Below are 21693 nucleotides of genomic sequence, written 5' to 3'. Positions count from 1 at the left end.
GGAGACCACACCGCATGACCGGATCCGAGTCCGCGCCCGCCCGCGTCGACACCAGCCGGCCGCATCCGGCGCGCGTCTACGACTGGTGGCTGGGCGGCAAGGACAACTACCCGGTGGACGAGGAGCTGGCCCGGAAGATCCTCGCCGTGGACGGCACGGTCCTGCGCGGTGCGCGCGCGAACCGCCGGTTCATGCACCGGGCCGTGCGCACGGCCGCCGAGGCCGGGGTGCGCCAGTTCCTGGACATCGGCACCGGCATCCCCACGGAGCCCAATCTGCACCAGGTCGCGCAGGGCGTCGCGCCGGAGTCCAGGGTCGTCTACGCCGACAACGACCCGATCGTGCTGCGGCACGCGGAGGCGCTGCTGCACGGGTCCGCCGAGGGCGGCACGGACTATGTGCACGCCGACGTCCGGGACGTGGACGCCCTGCTGAGCCGGGCCGGCGAGTCCCTGGACTTCGCCCGTCCGGTCGCGCTGTCGCTGGTGGCGCTGACCCACTACCTGGGCGAGGACCCCGACGGCGACGACGTGTACGGCCTGCTGGAGAGGTACGTCGACGCGCTGGCCCCGGGCAGCTACCTGATCCTGTCCCAGGTCACCCCGGACCTCAGCCCGCAGGCCATCGAGAACGCGGCGAACCACTTCCGGCGCAGCGGCACCCCGTTCTTCCCTCGCTCGCTCGCCGAGTTCTCGCGCTTCTTCGACGGCCTGGAGCTGCTCGGCCCGGGTGTCATCCCGGTCTACGGCTGGCGCCCGGAGCCGGCGGACGTGGCGGCCCAGGCGGAGGGCATCGTGCCCGTGTACGCGGGGGTCGCCCGCAAGCCCTGACCCGTACGGGCGCCGAGAACGGGTGCGCTCCCCGACCTCGCCCTAGGTTCGTGATCAGGGCAAGCAAGGGAGCGCGCCTGTGACCGACACCCGGATACCGCCCACCACGCCCACGCCCACGCCTACGCCCACGCCACCCGTCGAGCCGGGCGCGGCGCTGCTGAAGGCCGGCAGGTTCTTCCGGCCGGGCACGCCCGCGCGCGATCTGCACAGCGTGGCGCTGACCGGCGGGCGGGAGGCGGACGCGTTCTACCGGGACCGGTGGAGCCACGACAAGGTCGTGAACTCCACGCACGGCGTGAACTGCACGGGCTCCTGCCGCTGGAAGGTGTACGTCAAGGACGGCATCATCACCTGGGAGACCCAGCAGACGGACTATCCGAGCGTCGGCCCCGACCGCCCCGAGTACGAGCCCCGCGGCTGCCCGCGCGGCGCCGCCTTCTCCTGGTACACCTACTCCCCCACCCGGGTCCGCTACCCGTACATCAGGGGCGTCCTGCTGCAGATGTACCGGGAGGCGAAGGAACGCCTGCGGGACCCCGTCCTGGCCTGGGCGGACATCCAGCGCGACCCCGAGCGCCGCCGCCGCTACCAGCAGGCGCGCGGCAAGGGCGGCCTGGTGCGGGCGAGTTGGGACGAGGCGGTCGAGATGGTCGCGGCGGCGCACGTCCACACCATCAAGACTCATGGCCCCGACCGCATCGCCGGTTTCTCCCCCATCCCGGCGATGTCGATGGTGTCGCACGCGGCGGGCGCCCGCTTCCACTCCCTGATCGGCGCCCCGATGCTGTCGTTCTACGACTGGTACGCGGATCTGCCGGTCGCCTCCCCGCAGGTCTTCGGCGACCAGACCGACGTACCGGAGTCGGGCGACTGGTGGGACGCGGCGTATCTGATGATGTGGGGCTCGAACGTCCCGGTGACCCGCACGCCCGACGCGCACTGGATGGCGGAGGCCCGCTACCGGGGCCAGAAGGTCGTGGTGGTCGCCCCGGACTACGCCGACAACGCCAAGTTCGCCGACGAGTGGCTGCATCCGCATCCCGGCACGGACGGCGCGCTGGCCCTGGCCATGGGGCACGTCGTCCTGAAGGAGTTCTTCGTCGACCGGGAGACCCCGTTCTTCGCGGACTACGTACGGCAGTTCACCGATCTGCCCTTCCTGGTCACCCTGGAGGAGCGGGACGGCGCCTACGTCCCCGCGAAATTCCTGCGCGCCTCGGACCTGGGTCAGGAGGGCGAGGGCGCCGCGTGGAAGACGGTCGTGCTGGACGAGGTGTCGGGTCGCGCGGTCGCCCCGAACGGCTCCCTCGGCTTTCGCTGGACCGAGTCGGGCAAGGGCAGCTGGAACCTCGAACTCGGCGACATCCAGCCCCGGTTGAGCCTGTACGGCAGTGCGGTGTCCGCGGGTGTCGAGGTGCTGCTGCCCCGCTTCGACACCGAGGGTGGGCCGCACGGGCAGGGGCGCGGCGAGGTCATACGCCGTGGCGTCCCGGTGACCAAGCTCGGCGGCGCGAACGGCCCGCTGGTGACGACCGTCTTCGACCTGCTGCTCGCGCAGTACGGGGTGGCGCGGCCGGGTCTGCCGGGCCGCTGGCCCGCGTCGTACGACGACGCCGATTCACCCGGCACGCCCGCCTGGCAGGAGGCACACACCTCCGTCCCGGCGGCCAAGTGCGTACGGATCGCGAGGGAGTTCGCGGACACCGCCCAGCGGTCGAAGGGCCGCTGCATGATCCTGATGGGCGCCGGCACCAACCACTGGTTCCACTCCGAGACGATCTACCGCACCTTCCTCGCCCTGCTCCAGCTCACCGGCTGCCAGGGCCGCAACGGCGGTGGCTGGGCGCACTACGTCGGCCAGGAGAAGTGCCGCCCGGTGACCGGCTGGGCGACGCTCGCGGCCGCGTCGGACTGGTCGCGTCCGCCGCGCCAGATGATCGGCACGGCGTACTGGTTCCTCAACACCGACCAGTGGCGCTACGACCGCTTCACGGCCGACGTGCTCGCCTCGCCCTTGGGCACGGGGCGGTTCCGGGGGATGACGGGCGCGGACTGCCTGGCGCTGTCGGCGCGTGCGGGGTGGATGCCGTCGTATCCGACCTTCGACCGCAACCCGCTGGAGCTCGGCGGGGTGTTCGGCGATCCGGTGTCGCGGGTGGTGGCCGAACTGCGCGCGGGGACGCTGAAGTTCGCCTGCGAGGACCCGGACGCGCCGGAGAACTGGCCGCGCATAGTGACGCTGTGGCGGGCCAATCTGCTCGGCTCGTCGGCGAAGGGCGCGGAGTACTTCACCCGGCACCTGCTCGGCACGCACTCCTCGCTCCGGGCCGAGGAGGCGCCCGAGGACGTCCGGCCGAGTGAGGTGACCTGGCGCGACGAAGCACCCGAGGGCAAGCTCGACCTGCTGCTGTCGCTGGACTTCCGCCAGACGTCGTCCACACTGCTGTCGGACGTCGTCCTGCCCGCCGCCACCTGGTACGAGAAGCACGACCTGTCCAGCACGGACATGCACCCCTTCGTCCACTCCTTCACCCCGGCCGTCGATCCGCCGTGGCAGGCGCGCACCGACTTCGACGCGTTCAAGGCGCTGGCCGAGCGGCTCAGCGAGCTGGCCGTCGGCCATCTCGGCGTGCGCAAGGACCTGGTGGCCACCCCGCTCCAGCACGACACCCCGGGCGAGATCGCCCAGCCGGGCGGGGTCGTCCTGGACTGGAGGCGCGGGGAGTGCGATCCGGTGCCCGGGAAGACCCTGCCGAACCTGACCGTCGTGGAGCGGGACTACACGGCGATCGGCGCCAAGTTCGCCTCGCTCGGGCCGCTGGTGGAGCAGCTGGGGCTGCCCGCCAAGGGCATCACGCTGCGGCCGGACGAGGAGGTCGAGGACCTGCGCCGGCTGAACGGCGTGACGGGCGACGGCCGGCCCTGCGTCGACACGGCGGTGAAGGCGGCGAACACCATCCTCGCCCTCTCCGGCACCACCAACGGCCGCCTCGCCACCCAGGGCTTCCGCACGCTTGAGGCGCGCACCGGGCAGAAGATGGCGCACCTGGCGGCCGAGCACGAGGGCAAGCGGATCACGTACGCGGACACGCAGGCCGCGCCCGTGCCGGTGATCACCTCGCCGGAGTGGTCGGGCAGCGAGTCGGGCGGGCGGCGCTACACCGCCTTCACCCTCAACACCGAGCACCTCAAGCCCTGGCACACCCTCACCGGCCGCCAGCACTTCTTCCTCGACCACGACTGGATCCACGAGCTGGGCGAGGCACTTCCCGTCTACCGGCCGCCGCTGGACATGAACAAGCTGTTCGGCGAACCGCGTCTGGGACCGGACGGGCAGAAGGAGGTGACGGTCCGCTTCCTGACCCCGCACAACAAGTGGTCCATCCACTCCGAGTACCAGGACAACCTGTTCATGCTGGCCCTCTCCCGGGGCGGCCAGAACATCTGGATGTCCCCGCAGGACGCCGACGCGATCGGCGTCGTCGACAACGACTGGGTGGAGGCGGACAACCGCAACGGCGTGGTCGTCGCCCGGGCCGTCGTCTCCCACCGGATGCCGCCCGGCACCGTCTACATGCATCACGCGCAGGAGCGCACGTTCGCCGTCCCGAAGACGGAGGCCACCGGCAAGCGCGGCGGCATCCACAACTCGCTCACCCGGCTGATCCTCAAGCCGTCCCACCTCGTCGGCGGGTACGCCCAGCTCTCCTGGGCGTTCAACTACCTCGGCCCGACGGGCAACCAGCGCGACGAGGTGACGGTCATCCGCCGCCGCAGCCAGGAGGTCGAGTACTGATGCGTCCGATGGCCCAGATCGCGATGGTGATGAACCTCGACAAGTGCATCGGCTGTCACACCTGCTCGGTCACCTGCAAGCAGGCGTGGACCAACCGGCGCGGCATGGAGTACGCCTGGTTCAACAACGTCGAGACCCGCCCCGGCCAGGGCTACCCGCGCCGCTACGAGGACCAGGAGCGCTGGCGCGGCGGCTGGGAGCTGAACCGGCGCGGCGCGCTGAAGCTGAAGGCGGGCGGCCGCTTCCGCAAGCTCGCCGGGATCTTCTCCAACCCCGAACTGCCGGAGATCAAGGACTACTACGAGCCCTGGACCTACGACTACAAGAACCTCACCGACGCCCCACTGGGCGACGACTACCCGGTCGCGCGGCCGGTCTCCCAGCTCGACGGCAAGCCGATGAAGATCGAGTGGTCGGCGAACTGGGACGACAACCTCGCCGGCGCCCCCGCCTACGGCGACCTCGACCCGTTGGTCGAACAGGCCCGTCAGCAGGCCTCCGACAAGGTGCGGTTCGAGTTCGAGCAGAGCTTCATGTTCTATCTGCCGCGCATCTGCGAGCACTGCCTCAACCCGTCCTGTGTGGCGGCGTGCCCGTCGGGGGCGATGTACAAGCGGGCGGAGGACGGCATCGTCCTCGTCGACCAGGACCGGTGCCGGGGCTGGCGGATGTGCGTGACGGGATGCCCGTACAAGAAGGTGTACTTCAACCACGCCACCGGCAAGGCCGAGAAGTGCACGATGTGCTATCCGCGGGTCGAGGTCGGTCTGCCGACGGTCTGCTCGGAGACCTGCGTGGGCCGGCTGCGCTATCTCGGGGTGGTGCTCTACGACGCGGACAGGGTGACGGCCGCGGCCTCCGTCCCGCGCGAACGGGACCTGTACGAGGCGCAGTTGGGTGTCTTCCTCGACCCGGAGGACAGCGACGTGCGGCGGGCGTGCGAGGAGGCGGGAATCCCGTACGACTGGCTGGAGGCGGCCCGCCGCTCGCCCGTGCACGCGCTGATCAGCAAGTACCGGGTGGCGCTGCCGCTGCATCCGGAGTACCGGACGATGCCGATGGTCTGGTACATCCCGCCGTTGTCCCCGGTGGTGGACGCGCTGGCGGAGACCGGGCACGACGGCGAGGACGCGGGGAACCTGTTCGGCGCGATCGACTCTCTGCGCATTCCGCTGGAGTACCTGGCGGGGATGTTCACGGCCGGCGCCATCGGCCCGGTCCGCTCCTCGCTGGAGAAGCTCGCCGCGATGCGCTCCTACATGCGGGCGATCAACCTCGGGGAAGATCCGGATCCCTCGGTGCCGGCCGCGGTGGGCATGGCGGCCGGGGAGATCGAGGAGATGTACCGGCTGCTGGCGATCGCCAAGGCCGAGGACCGGTACGTCATTCCGACGGCGGCCGTCGGCGACGCCCGGCGCCTTGAGGAGTCGGCGCTCCCGCAGGGGTGCAGCCTCGACTTCGACGGCGGGCCCGGGATGGGCGGGGACGGGCCGGTCGGCCAGGACTCGGGCCGCAAGCTGCTGCCGCTGGTGACGGTGGAGAACTTCCATGCCCTGCGCCGACGTCAGACATCCGACAACACCGCCGAGGAGACCTGATGCCGTCCTTCGAGGTGCTCTACCAGGCGGCCGCGCTCTGCCTGACCTACCCCGACGACGACTTCCGCGCCCGGCTGCCCCTGCTGCGCGAGGCCGCCCCGCAGCTGCGGGAGTTCACCGACCACGCGGCGGTCACCGAGCCGCAGGAACTGGCCGCGCACTACGTCGAGGTCTTCGACTTCAAGAACCGCCACAGCCTGTATCTGACCTGGTGGCTCGACGGGGACACCCGGCGGCGCGGCATGTCGATGCTCCGCTTCAAGGACGTCTACCGCGCCCACGGCCTGGAGCTCACCGGCGAGGAACTGCCCGACTTCCTGCCCGCGGTCCTGGAGTTCGCGGCCCGCACCGGCGACACCGACCTCCTGCTGGAACACCGCGAGTGCCTGGAGCAGCTCCGAGCCCGGCTCACCGACTTCGGCACACCGTACGCGTCCGTCCTGGACGCCGTGTGCGCCACCCTGCCGACCGCACACCCGGGGGTGCGCCCATGACCACGCTGCTGTGGGGCGTCCTGCCCTACGTCACCTTCGCCCTGCTGGTCGCCGGCCTGGTCTGGCGCCACCGCTACGACCGCTTCGGCTGGACCACCCGCTCCTCCCAGGTCTACGAGTCGAGGTTGCTGAACATCGCCTCGCCCGCCTTCCACTACGGCATCCTGTTCGTGCTGGTCGGCCATCTGGTGGGGCTGTTCATCCCCGAGTCCTGGACGGACTCGCTCGGCGTGAGCGAGCACACGTACCACCTGTTTTCCCTCTACGGCGGTACGGCGGCGGGAGTGGTGACGGTCGCCGGGATCGTGCTGCTGCTGTACCGCCGGCGCACCAACGCACCGGTGTTCCGGGCGACGACGACCAACGACAAGCTCATGTACGTCGTGCTGGTGGCGGCGATCGTGATGGGCATGGTCGCCAAGCTGGCTCACTCCTCCGGCGACGGCTACAACTACCGCCAATCCATCGCCCCTTGGGCCCGCAGCCTGTTCACCCTCCAGCCGGACCTGGACCGGATGCAGGGCGTGCCGGTGCTGTACCAGATCCACGCGGTGATCGGCATGGCGCTGATCGCGCTGGTGCCGTACACCCGCCTTGTGCACATGTTCAGCGCGCCGGTGCAGTACCTGTTCCGGCCGTACCTGGTGTACCGCAGCCGCGACCCCGAGCAACTGGGGCCGCGGCCGGAGCGGCGGGGCTGGGAGAAGACCGGGTCCTAGGCGGCGGCCCTCACGCGGCCCCGCCCTTCTGGTCCTTCTCGTCGTCGACGATCTCCGCGTCCACCACGTCGTCGTCCTGCGGTGCGGTCTGCTCCGTGCCGTTGCCGGTGCCGGTGGCGCCGTCGCTCGGGGCCTGCTGGGCCTGGGCGTACATCGCCTGGCCCATCTGCTGGCTGACCGTGGCGAGTTTCTCGGTGCCGGTGCGCAGGACGTTCGTGTCGGCGTTCTGCTCCAGCTGCTGTTTCAGGTCCGTGATCGCCGACTCGACCTCGGTCCTGGTGTCCGCCGGGACCTTGTCCTCGTTGTCGCGGAGGAACTTCTCGGTCTGGTAGACGAGCTGCTCGGCCTGGTTGCGGGTCTCGGCGGCCTCGCGGCGGTTGCGGTCCTCGTCGGCGTACTGCTCGGCCTCCCGCATCATCCGGTCGATGTCGTCCTTCGGCAGTGCCGAGCCGCCGGTCACGGTCATCTTCTGCTCGCGGCCCGTCGCGAGGTCCTTCGCGGAGACGTGCATGATCCCGTTGGCGTCGATGTCGAAGGCGACCTCGATCTGCGGCACCCCGCGCGGGGCGGGCGGCAGGCCGGTGAGGTCGAAGACGCCGAGCTTCTTGTTGTAGGCCGCGATCTCGCGTTCGCCCTGGTAGACCTGGATGCCGACGGAGGGCTGGTTGTCGGCGGCGGTCGTGAAGATCTCCGAACGCCGGGTCGGGATCGTGGTGTTGCGCTCGATCAGCTTCGTCATGATGCCGCCCTTGGTCTCGATGCCCAGGGACAGCGGGGTGACGTCGAGCAGGAGGACGTCCTTGACGTCACCGCGGATGACGCCCGCCTGGAGGGCCGCGCCGACGGCCACGACCTCGTCGGGGTTGACGCCCTTGTGCGGGTCCTTGCCGGTGAGTTCCTTCACGAGGTCGGTGACGGCCGGCATGCGGGTGGAGCCGCCGACGAGGATGACGTGGTCGACCGCGGAGAGCTTGATGCCGGCGTCCTTGACGGCCTGGTGGAAGGGGGTCTTGCAGCGGTCGAGGAGGTCGGCGGTGAGCTCCTGGAACTGGGCGCGGGTCAGCTTCTCGTCGAGGTGGAGGGGGCCCTCGGCGGAGGCGGTGATGTAGGGCAGGTTGATCGTCGTCTCGGAGGAGCTGGACAGCTCGATCTTGGCCTTCTCGGCGCCCTCGCGCAGCCGCTGCAGCGCCATCTTGTCGTTGCCGAGATCGATGCCGTACTGCCCCTTGAACTTCTTCACCAGGTACTCGACGACCCGCTGGTCCCAGTCGTCGCCGCCCAGGTGCGTGTCGCCGTTGGTGGCCTTGACCTCGATGACGCCGTCGCCGATCTCCAGCAGCGAGACGTCGAAGGTGCCGCCGCCGAGGTCGAAGACCAGCACCGTCTGCTCCTCGCCCCGGTCCAGGCCGTAGGCGAGGGCGGCGGCCGTGGGCTCGTTGATGATCCTGAGCACCTTCAGGCCCGCGATCTCCCCGGCCTCCTTGGTGGCCTGCCGCTGGGCGTCGTCGAAGTACGCGGGGACGGTGATCACCGCGTCGGTGACGTCCTCGCCGAGATAGGACTCGGCGTCCCGCTTCAGCTTCTGCAGCACCCGGGCCGACAGCTCCTGGGCCCGGTAGCGGGAGCCGTCGATGTCGCCCTGCTCGGGGAAGCGCCAGTTCGCGTCGCCCATGTACCGCTTCATGGAGCGGGCGGTGCGCTCGACGTTCGTCACCGCCTGCCGTTTGGCCACCTCACCGACGAGTACCTCGCCGTTCTTGGCGAAGGCCACGACCGACGGTGTGGTCCTGGCCCCCTCCGCATTGGCGACGACAGTGGGTTCGCCGCCCTCCAAGACGGCGACCACCGAGTTCGTGGTCCCCAGATCGATCCCGACCGCGCGTGCCATCGTTGTCCCCTTCCGCCAGGGCACCTCTTGAACTCCAGCACAAAACTTGAGTGGGCTCTTGTCAATGGGGCGAGTGACCCGGGGGCGGGTGCCGAAACGAGGGCTGAGCGGGCGCTCAGCCCCGCAGGGCCAGGGCGCGGCGGGGCCGGTCGGTGATCAGGACGTCGACGCGCGGATCGGCCAGAAAGGCCCGCATCCGCCGGTCCTCGTTGACGGTCCACACCATGGTGAACAGTCCGTTGCGGGACGCCTCCCGCAACACGGTCGCACGCGCGAGGCGCTGGTGCACGGCGACACCGGTCGCACCGCAGGCGCGGATCCGCCGCATGGGCAACAGCTCGCTCAGCCGGATCCGGGCCAGCCGCGCCGGCCCGACCCCTCCTCGGTGCCGCCCCAGCGACAGGGCCGTGCGCACCCGGGGAAAGGCCCGCGAGATCGCGGCGACGGAACGGTCCTCCAGGGTCGTGGCGACGAACCCGTCCTCCCCGAGCAGCGCGACCGCCCGCTCGACGAGCTCACGCTCGTACCCGGTCTCCTTCAGATCGAGGTGCCCTTCGAGCTTCCCGGCGATGAGCTCCATGACGTCGTCGACGACGGGCACGACGTACCCGGCACGCTCGCACAGCTCGGCGTAGGTGATCCGGGCGAGGAGCGGCCCGATCCGTCCGACGCGGGCGTCGTGATGGACGACGAAGACACCGTCCGCGGTCCGCCGGATATCGAACTCGACGTACTCGGCCCCGCTGAGGAGCGCATCCTCATACGCCTGCCAGGTAGCAGCACCGGCACGCTCGGTCCCACCACGGTGAGCGGAGACGGCGGGGGGTGAGGGCATCTTCGGTCGACTTCCTGAGACGGGGGGCGGGGACCGCGCCCCCAAAGGGGCGCGGGGAACTGCGCGACCAGCCACGACGGCGCCGCAGACAACAGACGCCCCATCGCGGCTCCCCCAGCGGAGCGTTACGCCAACTTGGCGGACAGCGTGATGTTCGTGCCCTTCAGCGCCTGGCTCACCGGGCAGTTGGCCTTGGCATCCTCCGCGGCGGCGGCGAACGCCTCGTCGTCGATCCCCGGCACCGTCCCCTCGACCGTGAGGTGAATCCCCGTGATGCCCTCACCCGGCTGGAAGTTCACGTCGGCCGAGGTGACGAGCTTGGTGGGAGGCGTGCCCGCGCCGTTCAGGGCGTGCGACAGCGCCATGGAGAAGCAGCTGGAGTGCGCGGCGGCGATCAGCTCCTCCGGGCTGGTCTTGCCGTTCGCGTCCTGGGAGCGCGAGGCCCACGTGACCGGCTGCGCCGCGATGGCACCGGAAGAGTCGAAGTGGACGACACCGTTGCCCTCGAGCAGGCTGCCTTCCCAAACGGTGTGTGCGGAGCGCGTGGTAGCCACGATTCTTCCTTTCGCATGGGGGCCCGTTTCCTGGGTCCGTGCCCCCATCCGATCACACTCCGGCTCAACTCACCCGGAAGACCGGCCCACGCGGGGTGAACGGCAGGCGACGGCCTTGCGGAATGAGGTACGCGTGCTCGCGCCGCACCCGCAGCACATCGCACCAGCCGTCGGTGATGACGAGGACGGGCGCGCCCGGCGGGAAGTCGTCCGCGCGCTGCAGCAGGTCGATCCCGGGCTGCAGGACCGTACCGCCGCGCCCGTGCACCCGCACCCGCCCCGCGATGTCCGTCACCGGCACATAGCCGGCGTCGTGCGGAGCCGCGTCGCAGAACACGACCCGCGCGGCCGGTACGTCCCGGGCGGCGGCGTAGGAGGCGATGGCGCCCAGCGCCTTGCCGAGCAGCACGCTGCCCATGGACGCCGAGGTGTCCAGGACGACACCGAAGGTGCAGCGGGCGATCTCCTCGGGCGGGAAGTAGCGGCCGGCGCGCGGGATGTCGGGCGTCGACGCCTGACGGCGCGCGGGACGGGCGTACGTCCGCACCGGCTCGGGGCGTGGCACGAACTCGTCGAACCAGCGGGCGAGCCGGGCGTCCCAGGGCAGCGGCGGATGACTGAGCGCGCGGATCTCCTGGACGAGGCCCCCGGGCAGGAAGCCGCGCTCCTGCTGCTGGTGCAGATCGAGGCCGTGAGCGAGGCCGCGGCGGTAGAACTCGTCGAGGTCGCAGGCGTCACCGGGCGCGCCGAGCGGGGCGCCCAGCACATCGCCGACGCCCTTGCCGCGCAGGGTGGCCAGTCGGCGCATCCGGCGCAGGTCACCGGCGATCCGGTCGTACACCTCCTCGGCCGACAGGCCCGCCAACTCCTGGTCGTACAGCAGCCCTTGGGGCATCTCGCCGACCTGCATCTCGCGCAGCCAGCCGTTGATGACGTAGTCGCAGGCCACGTTGAAGAGGTAGGGGTCGCGGGCCCCGCAGCGGTCGCCGTGCCGCAGGGCGGCGTGCAGCATCTCGTGGGCGAGGATGAACCGCCATTCCTCGTCCTCGAAGTGGCGCAGCGGGTTGATGTAGATCTCGCCGGCCTCGGCGTTGACGGCGGCGACGGCGATGCCGTGCGCGCGGGCGAGTTCGGCGTCGGCGACCAGCTTGATGCCGGCCGCGATGCCGCCGAGCAGCGGGTAGGAGGTGATGAACCACTCCAGCGCCCACTGCCAGGGCCGCTTCTTGACGGGCTCGCCGTCCATGGAGTCGCGGCGGCCGCCCGCCAGGTCCATCGCGGTCGACACGGTCCGGGTCAGCGCGGTCGCGAACGCCAGCTGGTGGTCCGGGGGCGAGCCGAACCAGCCCGTCCACTCCACGAGCAGCAGGTCGGGCTCCGGGCCCGCCGTGCCGCAGCGCTCGTACGCGGCCGGTATGCCGTCGCGCCGCCAGCGCGCGGCGAGCTGTTCCTCGTCGCCGTCCGGGTAGGTCAGGGGCAGGTGGTCCGGGGCCGTGCCGACCGGGAAGCTGAGCAGGAAGCGGTTGACGACGACGCAGCGGGCGGCGAGGTCGGCGCGGTCGGGCTGTACGGGCGTGCCCTTCCTGGAAGGGACGTGGCCGAAACCGAGGTGCAGGACGGCGTGCGCGACGGCCCAGGCCCAGGTGGCGAGTTCGGCGGTGGGGGTGCCCCCGCGCGAGTCTGTTCGAGCGTGGGGGAGATCGGGGTGAACGTGCAGGTCGCCCTGGGAGTCGACGCGGACGAGGCCGTTGCTGGGCGCCTGTTCGCACTCCTCCTGGCGGCAGACGCTGAACTCGACGGCGGCGAGCGCCGGGTTGGCCCGCACGAGCCGAATGCCCTCGGCGAAGGCCTCCGCCGCGATGTCCCGCTTCTTCTTCCCTTTCCCCTTGTCGGGGGTGCGGCTCATCGCCGCGCCTCCACCAGCCGGGGCATGTCCCGGGCGGCCTCCACCAGGAACCAGGCCGGCAGGACGGGATTGCCGTCGGCGTCGGAGGCGATGACGCTCTGCGCGACCTCGACGGAGATCTCCGCGAGCTGCACCAGCAGCGACTTCGCGCGGTACGCGGTCTGCCGGCCGCTCGCCGACATGTGCTCCTTGCTGACCGGCAGTTCCTTGATCAGCCGGCCGCGGAAGGACTCGGCGAGGTAGTAGAGCAGGTCACGGTCCTGCATACGGTGCGGCCAGCGGGCGTCGCCCTTGATGATCGCCTCGATGCCGTACTGGCTGCGCACGATCTTGACGTATCCGCAGAACGCGGTGGCGTGCGTCGGCGTCAGCGTGCCGTGCGCCACGACCTTCAGGGTCTCCTCGTCGAGGTCGCGGCCGAAGGAGTGCAGCGCGTCGGAGAGCATGTGCCAGGAGCGGGGCGTGGAGAACGGCTCCTCGGTCTTCGGCGGCTTGGACCACAGGTGGTCGGGGCGGTCGGTGAGGTGGTCCAGGATCCACGGGTGGATGCCGTTGTTCGCGGCCCAGGTCAGCCAGTCCTTGGCGGACGCCTCCAGGTGGACGTGGGTGAGCCGGTTGACCAGCGCGGACGCGATGGGCCGGGCGAGCGCGTTGTCGGTGGCGCGGTTGCCTGCGCCTATGACGATGGAGCCCTTGGGCAGTTCGTAGTTGCCGATACGGCGGTCCAGGATCAGCGAGTAGAACGCCTTCTGCACGTCCGGCGTCGCCGCGTTCAGCTCGTCCAGGAACAGGCAGTACGGCTCGTCGCGGGCGATGGCCTCCGGCGGGCAGAACACCGAGCGTCCGTCACGGATCTGCGGCACGCCGATCAGGTCCTCCGGCGCCAGCTGGGTGCCGAGCAGGCTCACGCACTCCAGCCCCAGCGACTCGGCGAAGTCCCTGACGAGGGAGGACTTTCCGATGCCGGGAGCGCCCCAGATGAAGACCGGCCGCACGGTGGCGAGGCCGAGGAGGAGTTCGGGGATACGGGTGGGCGTGACGGTGACGGCTGCCTGCAAGGCAGGTGCTCCCCTCTTTGCGCCTGAACCGGCGCCGGTCTCGCGGATGTGGTTGCTCGCCGTCGAGGTTCTCAATTGACGGTTGCGGTCGTCATCCGATTTTCAGGCGGCCCGCTCCTGCGGCTCCGCCTCCACCGGCACCTGCGGCCCGTTCGCCTCACGCAGCCAGCGCCGCAGCACCCGGTGCACATGCTCGGCGCCGACGAGGTCCTCCCCGTCGTCGAGCGGCGCGGACAGGGCGAGCGGCGACAGCAGGAACGGTCTGCCCTGCGCGCCGCCGAGCCCGCCGTGCGAGCCGATCTGCTCCTCGAAGGCGAGGACCTCCCCGTCGGCCGGGTCGTACGCGGAGTTGACCATGATGTCGGCGGTGTTCGGGAAGGAGTGCGTACGACGCACGGCGTCGGCGGCGCCCGGCCCGAAGACCTCCAGCGGCCCCGGATCGTCGTCCAGCCGGTCCAGGGGGATCTCCGCCCCGTACGCACCGAGCACGACCCCGCCGTGCCGCTCGCTGCGCACCAGCAGGAAGCCGATGCCGGGGTGGTTGGCGAGCGTGGTGAGCAGGGCCGGGTGGCGGGCGTCGATCTCCTCCTTGGTCATGCGGTGCGGCACGTCCGGGAAGGAGACCAGGCCGAGGTTGCCGGAGGCCAGCACCAGCGGCTCGGAGCGGCGGCGCGAGGGGCGGTGCTGTTCGCCGCCCTCCTCGACGGGCCGGCGCAGCGCCGCCCGCACGGCCGCGCGGGCCTCGGCGCCGCTGTGGGTGCGCCGCGCACGGCGCGGCACCGGCAGCCCGCAGCCGGCCCGCACCAGGTCGCCGAGGCCGAGGCCGTAGCGGGCGCGGAAGGTCTCGCCGGGGCTCTGGCCGTGGTCCGACAGCACGACGATCCGGTACGGCCGGGGGGCGTGCTCGGCGGCCTTCTCGATCAACGCCAGCGCCCGGTCGAGCCGTTCGAGGACCTTCTCGGCGTCGCGGCCGAACGGCCCGGAGTGGTGCGCGACCTCGTCGTAGGCCACGAGGTCGGCGTAGACGGCGGTGCGGCCGGCGAACATGTCGCCCATGACCGCGGCGACGACGACGTCCCGCTCGACGACGGTCGCGAAGGCGCGGATGAGCGGGTAGAGGCCGCCGCGGGAGACCCTCGGCCGGGCCTTTCGGACGCGGGCCCTGGTGGACTGGCCGATCTCGCGGCCGACCTCGGCGACGAAGGACAGGGCGGTGCGGACGGCGTTTGCGGGGTCGGAGAAGTAGGCGAAGTAGCCCGCGCGGGAGCGGTTGCGGCGATCTCGCCGCCTGGTCGCGATGGACAGCACGAGTGCCTGTTCGTCGGCGCCGCCGCTGAAGAGGTTGCCGCGGCTGGCGCCGTCCGCGCTGAGCAGTCCGCCGTCGCCGGTGCGGTCGATGGCGCGGCGCTGGAGCTCGGCGGCGCTGGTGGGCCGGTTGCAGACCATCACCTCGCGGCCGGCCTTCTCGTACCAGCGGAACGCGGGGACGTCGTGGTTGCTGCCGTGCAGGATGCCGAGCTGGCTGGCGCCGGTCTGGCTGGACCAGTCGGTGCGCCACGGGGTGAGCCGGTGGGTGGTGCGCACACCGTGACCGGTGTCCTCCCCCAGCCAGCGGGCGACGGTGGGCATCAGGCCCTTGCCGACGGCGGCGAGGAGGAGGTCGTGGCCGACGCCGTCGAGCTGCATGAAGACGGTGCCGGGGCTGGAGGGGCCGGGTGGCAGGGCCCGGCGCCGGCGGTCGGCGAGGCGGTACAGCCGGCGCCGGTAGGCGTCGTCGTCGCGTACGGCCAGGGCACCGCCGGTGGCGGAGGCGACGGCGGACATCACGGCGGCGACGATGACGGCGGTCTCGGGGGCGGCCTCGCTGTCGCCGGAGGGCACCAGGCGCAGGGCGACGATGAGCAGCGAGCCGTTGAGGAAGAACACCAGCAGGCCGAGCACCAGCGCGGGCACGAGGAGCAGCAGCCGGACGAGGAGGGGCCAGACCAGCGCGGAGAGCAGACCGAAGGCACCGGCGCCGAGGGCCGCGGTGACGGCGATACGGGTGGCGCTGTCACCGTCCGCCGACTGCAGCTGGAAGTCCGGCAGGATCCCGGCGAGCACGAGCATGGTGACGGTGGAGACCGCCCACACGGTCACACTCCGCCCGACCTGACTGGCAACCCGCCGCCAACGCCCACGCACGCCCAGCCCACCTCACGTCCGAAACGGGCCTTACGCCCCCAGACTGACACAACGGCTCTGCACGGGCGCCGGTTCCCTTTGACGCCGCCAAGGGGCGCGGGGCTGTATTCATCTGCGGCTCCGCCGCGATGGGGGTCCCCCCTGCTCGAGCGAAGCCGAGAGCTTGGGGGAGCGACCAGCCACAACGGCGCCGCAGACAAAAGACGACCCAACCCGGCACCACCAGCGGAGCGCCTAGCGTCCGTCGTACCCCGCCGTCGGCATCGACAGCCTCCGATGCACCCGTGCCTTCATCTGCGCGTCGTAGAACGGCTCCGCGCGCCCCACCGTCTCCACCCGCACCCCGCGCCGGGCGCACTCCGCGGTGAACTCCTCCACCGACGACAACGCGCTCTCCAGCACGCGCCGGCTCGGCGCCACGAACAGGTCGAGGCCGGGGCGGACGCCCTCCCACAGGACGCTGTGGTCGGCGCGCAACCCGCGCACGAGCAGCTCGCGCGCCACGAAGTACCCGTGCTCGGCGGCCCAGCGCGTGCACATCGCGTGCTGGCTGCGGGAGTCCACCAGGAAGGGGTCGGCGTCCAGCTCTTCGAGCGGCGTCAGACTGGCGATCGCCGTGACGCGCACTATGGATGGCCCCATGGCGTCCCCCTCACCTCCGGGTTTCGCCGCCGACCCTACTCCAGCCCGTACGCTTCGGGGAGTCGCGCGAAGGAGGCAAAGAAGGTGCCGGTGGAGATCACCTGGTGGGGTCACGCCACCTGCACGATCGAGGACTCGAACGTGCGCATCCTCACCGATCCTCTGTTCGCGCGCCGGCTCGCACACCTGCACCGCCGCCGGGGCGCGCTACCGGCGCCCGACGCCCGGCGCGCTGACGTCGCCGTGGTCTCCCACCTCCACGCCGACCACCTGCACGTTCCGTCACTGGCCGGGCTGCCCCAGGACACCCGCCTGCTCGTGCCCCGGGGCGCGCCCGGCGCGGTACCGGGTCTGCGCCGGCTCTCCCATCTGCGGGTGACCGAGATGGCGCCGGGGGACATGACCACGGTCGGCGACGTGGCGGTACGGGCCGTTCCGGCGCGGCACGACGGGCGGCGGCTGCCCGTCGGGCGGCACCGCTCCCCCGCGCTCGGCTATGTCGTCGAGGGGGAGGGACGTACGTACTTCGCCGGGGACACCGGGCTGTTCGACGCCATGGCGAAGGAGGTCGGCCCGGTCGACGTGGCGCTGCTTCCGGTGGGCGGCTGGGGACCGTATCTCGGGGCGGGCCACCTGGACGCGGGGCGCGCGGCCGAGGCACTGGTCCGGCTGGCGCCGCGCAGTGCGGTGCCGGTGCACTACGGCACGTACTGGCCGATCGGCATGGACGCCGTGCGCCCTCATGAATTCCACGCGCCCGGGGACGAGTTCGCGCGTCTCGCGGCCGAGCGCGCGCCCGGCGTGTCGGTGCACCGGCTCGCGCACGGAGAGAGTGTGCGCCTGGAGGTGGCCCGGTGACCGTGCTGGCCGCCGCCGCGACGACGGTGCCGCACGAGTCGACGCAGCAGGCGATCGGTTATCCGTCGCTGTTCCTGCTGGTGCTGATCGGGGCGCTGGTGCCGATCGTGCCGACGGGGGCGCTGGTGAGTTCGGCGGCGGTGGTGGCGTTTCACCAGACGGCGCCGTTCTCGCTGGCGCTGGTCTTCGTGACGGCGTCCACGGCCGCGTTTCTGGGCGATGTGACGCTGTACTGGCTGGGGCGGCGTGGCATGGGCTCGAAGAACGGTTCGCGCTGGCTGGAGGCGATCCGCTCGCGGGCGCCGGAGGAGCGGCTCACGCAGGCGCAGGATCGGCTCGCCGCGCACGGGGTGGCGGTGCTGGTGCTGTCCCGGCTGGTGCCGGCGGGGCGGTTGCCGGTGATGTTGGCCTGTCTGCTGGCCGAATGGCCGATGCGGCGGTTTGCCCGGGGGAACTTTCCGGCCTGCCTGGCCTGGGCTGTGACGTATCAGTTGATCGGGATTCTGGGTGGATCACTGTTCGACGAGCCGTGGGAGGGGGTTGTGGCGGCGGTCGTGCTGACCGTGGTGATCAGCGCGGCGCCGAGTGTTTGGAAACGGGTTCGATCTGCCAAGTGATGTTTCGTCGCGAGGTGCGGGTTCGTTGTGGCTGGTCGCGCAGTTCCCCGCGCCCCTTGGTTGCCCCCATGACTGTCGGTTAGTTCAGTACTCGCGATCCTCCTACCGGCAGATCCCACAGGTCCTCCCGGTCCAGCCCCGCCTTCTCCCACGCCGCCCGCACCCGCGTGAGGGGCTCCAGGACCGGCTCCGCCGACAGCACGAACGTCGCCCAGTGCATCGGCGCCATCCGCCGCGCGCCCAGATCCTGGGCCGCCCGTACCGCCTCCTCCGGGTCGCAGTGGACGTCGCTGAGCCACCAGCGTGGGTCGTAGGCGCCGATGGGGAGCAGGGCGAGGTCGATGCCGGGGTAGCGCTCGCCGATGCGGGTGAACCAGTGGCCGTATCCGGTGTCGCCCGCGAAGTACACGCGCTGTCCGTCGGGGGCGGTGAGCACCCAGCCGCCCCACAGGCTGCGGCAGGTGTCGAGGAGGGTGCGCTTGGACCAGTGATGTGCGGGCACGAAGTCGAAGCGGACGCCGGACAGTTCGGCCGCCTCCCACCAGTCCAGCTCGGTGACCTGGGTGAACCGGCGGCGCCGGAACCAGGCGGCGAGGCCGGCCGGCACGAACACGGGGGTGTCGCGCGGGAGTCGGCGCAGGGTGGGGGCGTCCAGGTGGTCGTAGTGGTTGTGGCTGATGACGACCGCGTCCACGCGCGGCAGGGCGCTCCAGGCGACGCCGACGGGGGTGATGCGGGCCGGGGTGCCGATGATGCGGCGCGACCAGACCGGGTCGGTGAGCACGGTCAGTCCGCCGATCCGGACCACCCAACTGGCGTGGCCCGCCCAGGAGACGGCGATCGTGCGGGCGTCCACGCGGGGCAGCGGGCCCGGCTCGAAGGGCAGTCGCGGGATGTCGGCGAGGCCCTCCCTGCCCGGGCGTACGGCGCCCTCGCGGGCGAAGCGGGCGAGGGTCTTGATGCCGGGGAGCGGGGCGGTGAGGCGGTCATGGAAAGTGCGCGGCCACACCCTGCGTTCGCCCAGCGGGCGGGGTGCGGCGAGCGGCGGCAGCGGGGGCGGGGCCGCCGGCCGTGAGGTGGCCTTGCGCGTGGTGGGCGACTCGGACTGCTGCGTCATCGAGGAGGCTCCCATCGCTCGGCGTCGTCGCGGAGATCGTCGAAGACCGACTTCAAGTGGATCAACGCGCGGTGCACGTGTGGCAGTTCCAACGGCGAGGGTGAGCTGATGCATTCCGCGCGCTCCTCGTCGGTGCCCGTGAGCAGCGCGCCGGTGGACAGCCGCACGCGCAGCGCCCCGAGGTCGTCGCCGAAGCGGTGCCCGCCCGGTGCGGGCATGCCGAGCCGATCGGCGAGGAAGTCCTCCAGGTCCTGTGCGTCCCCCACGCCGTGCGCGGACAGCCCGGCGCGCAGCGGGCCGAGGTCGACATACAGGTGCCGTCCGGCCTGCGGGGGCCGTGCCAGTGCGCCGGCACCCACGGCGGCGGCGTGCGCGGCGGCGGCCACGCGCGCGTGCAGGCGTACGGCGGCGCCGATCCGCTCGGCGACCGGCTCGGGCTCGGCGAGCGCGTACCCGGCGGCGAGGGCGACCGGGCCGGCGACGCCGGCCCCCAGTGCGGTCAGCACGTCGAGCACGCGCGCGTGGAGGCCGTTTCCGGCGTCGTGCGCGGGGAACCGGGCGACCGCGGCCGGCCAGCCCGGCGGGAGGTGGGCGCCGGCCAGGTCGGTGACGACGGTGACCTGCTCGTGCAGCATCTCGGCGGGGCTGACCAGCACGGTGTCGTACGGGGTGTGCACGGTGTCGCGCCAGGTCTCGTCGCTGACCAGCTGCAGTCCCTCGCCGGTGGCGGCCTCCAGGGTCTCGTGGAGCAGTTCGGGCGGGGCGACGGTGGCGGTGGGGTCGTCGGCGACGGACAGCACGAGCAGCCGCGGGTCACCGCCCTCGTCACGGACCCGGCGGACGGTCTCCAGCAGGGCGTACGGGTCCGGGACACCGCCGCACTCAGCCGACGTCGCCACATGGAAGACGGGTCTGCCCAACAGGCGTGCGTACGGCGCCCACCAGGCCGCGCAGGGCCGCGGTACGAGGATGTCGCCGCCGATCGCGAAGGTCAGTCCCAGGAGCAGGGAAGGCGCGCCGGGGGCTGCCACTGCCTGTTGGGGCTCGGTCGGCAGTCCGCGCCGGCCCCAGTAGCCGCACGCCGCCTCCAGCAGGGCGGTGCCGCCGCCGATCGGCTCGCTCTCGGCCCGGCCCGCGGCCGCGGCGAGCACGGCGGCCAGTTCGGGCAGGACGGGCAGCCCGTCGTCCGGGAGCGGCGGCCCGTATCGGACGGGGCCGTGGCCTTCGGGGTCCGTCCGGCGCATCGTGCCTCCGCTGTGCCTGGTGCCGTGGTGGTTCGACGTCGTCGGGTGCTCCGTGCGGCTGATGCTGCGTGCTGGCTGCTGCGTGCTCTGTGGCTCCTGCGGTGCGGGGGCCGCAGGTGCGTCGCGCGCGCCCCGCGTACCTATGGTGGCGCAATTCCCGCGGGTGGCCGCCTGGGTTGCGCCGGGCACCGGAGCGGCCGTACCGATCAGTCCTGCGTCGTGGGCCTCCTACGGCGCAGCCGGTACACCGCGCCCCCGAACGCGCCCGCCATCAGCACGCCGCCGGCGACCAGGGCGGGAACGGAGTCGGTGAACGTACCGCCGGTACCGGCCTGCACACCCTGCTGGTCGCCCGCGCCGGCGCAGTCCTGGGCTCCGGACTCGCCCTTGCCGGAGTGAAGCCCGCTCTCGTCCTGGGAGGGCTCGGCCGCGTTCGCGTGGGGGTCGGGCTCGCCGGCGTCGGAGGTGTCCCACTCGGGCTCGATGCCACCGGTGCCGGTCCCGCCCGTGCCGGTCCCTCCGGCTCCGGACTCGTCGGCCCCGGACTCGGACTCGTCGGCCCCGGTCCCGGTCCCGCCGATGCCGGTTCCACCTGCCCCGGTTCCTTCGGCTTCGGTCCCGTCCCACTCGGGTTGGCGCTGGCCGGCCTCGGGCTTCTCGGCTCCGGTCCAGTCGGACGGGGGTTCGGTGCAGGTACGGCCGCCGCCCTCGGTTCCGCCCTGGCCGCCGGAGCCGCCCCAGCCGCTCTCCCCGCCGCCGCTGGTGCCGCTCTGGTGGCCACCGCCACTCTCTGAGCCCTTGCCGCCCTTGCCGCTCCCGCTCTCACCGGCCACCGTGAAGGTCGCGCTCCACTCCTTGCCCTCCCCGCCGCCCGCCGCCGGGCAGGTGCCGTCGACCGTCCAGGCCGACTCCGGTCCGGCCGCGTCCGGGTCGCCCTCGAAGTTCTCGGCCGGGGGAACGCGGGCGGTGCCGCGGTAGGCGGCCCCGGCGGCCTTCGCGTCGGTGCCGGAGACCCGCTTCAGTTCGACGGTGCCCTCCTCGAACGCCTGGGAGGTGGCCTCCAGGGTGGCGGGCGCGGCCCCGTCGAGGGCGTCGCAGGTGACCGAGACGGTGATGCTGCCGCCCGGCGAGACGCTGCCGGGGCTGACCTCCGCGGCCGGGTCCGCGAAGGCGGCCGAGGCGGGGGCGCCCACGACGGCACCGGCCAGAGCGGCGACGGACAGGGCACGGGCGGTGCGGCGCATGGGGTGAGCTCCTTCGGCCGACGACTGCGGGGGAACGGCGGTCGTGCCCCCGCAGCCATGACAGCCCGCCCGGCGCCCGGGCGCGCGCGGCCGGACACCATTCGCG

17 protein-coding genes are annotated in these 21693 nt (G+C 72.1%); 7 read left to right on the top strand and 10 right to left on the bottom strand.

What is annotated here, in order from left to right; translation table 11 throughout:
• Positions 1-14 precede the first annotated feature (14 nt).
• The 5 genes from OG254_RS41110 to narI all read left to right on the top strand — a co-directional run bounded on the left by OG254_RS41110 (position 15) and on the right by narI (position 7440).
• Positions 15-830 (top strand): SAM-dependent methyltransferase, encoded by an 816-nt coding sequence (locus OG254_RS41110; protein WP_405592516.1) that lies wholly within the window; start codon positions 15-17, stop codon positions 828-830.
• Between the two features lie 79 nt (positions 831-909).
• Positions 910-4629, top strand: a complete 3720-nt coding sequence (locus OG254_RS41105) for a nitrate reductase subunit alpha (RefSeq protein WP_405592514.1) — start codon at positions 910-912, stop codon at positions 4627-4629.
• Positions 4629-6227, top strand: coding sequence for a nitrate reductase subunit beta (gene narH, locus OG254_RS41100; RefSeq protein WP_405592512.1), 1599 nt, complete (start codon positions 4629-4631; stop codon positions 6225-6227). The genes OG254_RS41105 and narH overlap by 1 nt, the downstream gene beginning before the upstream one ends.
• Positions 6227-6721, top strand: a complete 495-nt coding sequence (gene narJ / locus OG254_RS41095) for a nitrate reductase molybdenum cofactor assembly chaperone (protein ID WP_351193804.1) — start codon at positions 6227-6229, stop codon at positions 6719-6721. The genes narH and narJ overlap by 1 nt, the downstream gene beginning before the upstream one ends.
• Positions 6718-7440, top strand: coding sequence for a respiratory nitrate reductase subunit gamma (gene narI / locus OG254_RS41090; RefSeq protein ID WP_405592509.1), 723 nt, complete (start codon positions 6718-6720; stop codon positions 7438-7440). The genes narJ and narI overlap by 4 nt, the downstream gene beginning before the upstream one ends.
• Positions 7441-7450: 10 nt before the next feature.
• Here the strand turns inward: narI and dnaK are convergent, their stop codons facing one another.
• The 7 genes from dnaK to OG254_RS41055 all read right to left on the bottom strand — a co-directional run bounded on the left by dnaK (position 7451) and on the right by OG254_RS41055 (position 16507).
• Entirely contained in the window at positions 7451-9328 is a 1878-nt protein-coding gene (gene dnaK / locus OG254_RS41085; RefSeq protein WP_405592507.1) for a molecular chaperone DnaK, read from the bottom strand.
• Between the two features lie 115 nt (positions 9329-9443).
• Positions 9444-10163: a glycerophosphodiester phosphodiesterase family protein gene (locus OG254_RS41080; RefSeq protein WP_405592505.1), complete on the bottom strand. Its 720-nt coding sequence runs from the start codon at positions 10161-10163 to the stop codon at positions 9444-9446.
• A 125-nt stretch (positions 10164-10288) separates the two neighbouring features.
• Positions 10289-10717, bottom strand: coding sequence for an OsmC family peroxiredoxin (locus OG254_RS41075; RefSeq protein WP_405592503.1), 429 nt, complete (start codon positions 10715-10717; stop codon positions 10289-10291).
• Positions 10718-10781: 64 nt separating this feature from the next.
• Complete coding sequence (locus OG254_RS41070; RefSeq protein WP_405592501.1) at positions 10782-12623, bottom strand: DUF2201 family putative metallopeptidase; 1842 nt, start codon at positions 12621-12623, stop codon at positions 10782-10784.
• Positions 12620-13681, bottom strand: coding sequence for an ATP-binding protein (locus OG254_RS41065; protein ID WP_405592499.1), 1062 nt, complete (start codon positions 13679-13681; stop codon positions 12620-12622). Before OG254_RS41065 ends, OG254_RS41070 begins: the two co-directional genes overlap by 4 nt.
• A gap of 102 nt (positions 13682-13783) precedes the next feature.
• On the bottom strand, positions 13784-15814 hold the full coding sequence (locus tag OG254_RS41060) for a phage holin family protein (protein WP_405595494.1): 2031 nt from the start codon (positions 15812-15814) through the stop codon (positions 13784-13786).
• Between the two features lie 285 nt (positions 15815-16099).
• Positions 16100-16507 carry a hypothetical protein gene (locus OG254_RS41055; protein ID WP_405592497.1) on the bottom strand — a complete coding sequence of 136 codons (408 nt, stop codon included), beginning with the start codon at positions 16505-16507 and terminating at the stop codon, positions 16100-16102.
• Positions 16508-16591: 84 nt separating this feature from the next.
• Between OG254_RS41055 and OG254_RS41050 the strand changes: the two genes are divergently transcribed.
• Together OG254_RS41050 and OG254_RS41045 are read left to right on the top strand one after the other, a co-directional pair.
• Positions 16592-17365 (top strand): MBL fold metallo-hydrolase, encoded by a 774-nt coding sequence (locus tag OG254_RS41050; RefSeq protein ID WP_405592495.1) that lies wholly within the window; start codon positions 16592-16594, stop codon positions 17363-17365.
• The gene (locus OG254_RS41045) at positions 17362-17982 is read left to right on the top strand and encodes a DedA family protein (RefSeq protein WP_405592493.1); all 621 of its coding nucleotides are present in this window, start codon (positions 17362-17364) and stop codon (positions 17980-17982) included. Before OG254_RS41050 ends, OG254_RS41045 begins: the two co-directional genes overlap by 4 nt.
• Positions 17983-18061: 79 nt before the next feature.
• Here OG254_RS41045 and OG254_RS41040 read toward each other — a convergent pair whose 3' ends face one another.
• The 3 genes from OG254_RS41040 to OG254_RS41030 form a co-directional block, all read right to left on the bottom strand.
• Positions 18062-19099 carry an MBL fold metallo-hydrolase gene (locus tag OG254_RS41040; RefSeq protein WP_405592491.1) on the bottom strand — a complete coding sequence of 346 codons (1038 nt, stop codon included), beginning with the start codon at positions 19097-19099 and terminating at the stop codon, positions 18062-18064.
• Positions 19096-20343 carry an aminotransferase class I/II-fold pyridoxal phosphate-dependent enzyme gene (locus OG254_RS41035; protein ID WP_405592489.1) on the bottom strand — a complete coding sequence of 416 codons (1248 nt, stop codon included), beginning with the start codon at positions 20341-20343 and terminating at the stop codon, positions 19096-19098. Before OG254_RS41035 ends, OG254_RS41040 begins: the two co-directional genes overlap by 4 nt.
• 206 nt (positions 20344-20549) lie before the next feature.
• A complete protein-coding gene (locus OG254_RS41030; protein WP_405592487.1) occupies positions 20550-21587 on the bottom strand; it encodes a hypothetical protein in 1038 nt (345 codons plus the stop codon).
• Between the last annotated feature and the right edge of the window lie 106 nt (positions 21588-21693).

Origin of the sequence: Streptomyces sp. NBC_01092, from assembly GCF_045039535.1 — a bacterium.
Classification (GTDB): Bacteria; Actinomycetota; Actinomycetes; order Streptomycetales; family Streptomycetaceae; genus Streptomyces.
Note: the sequence above shows the minus strand (reverse complement) of the source record. Positions and strands in the feature narration are given on the sequence as shown.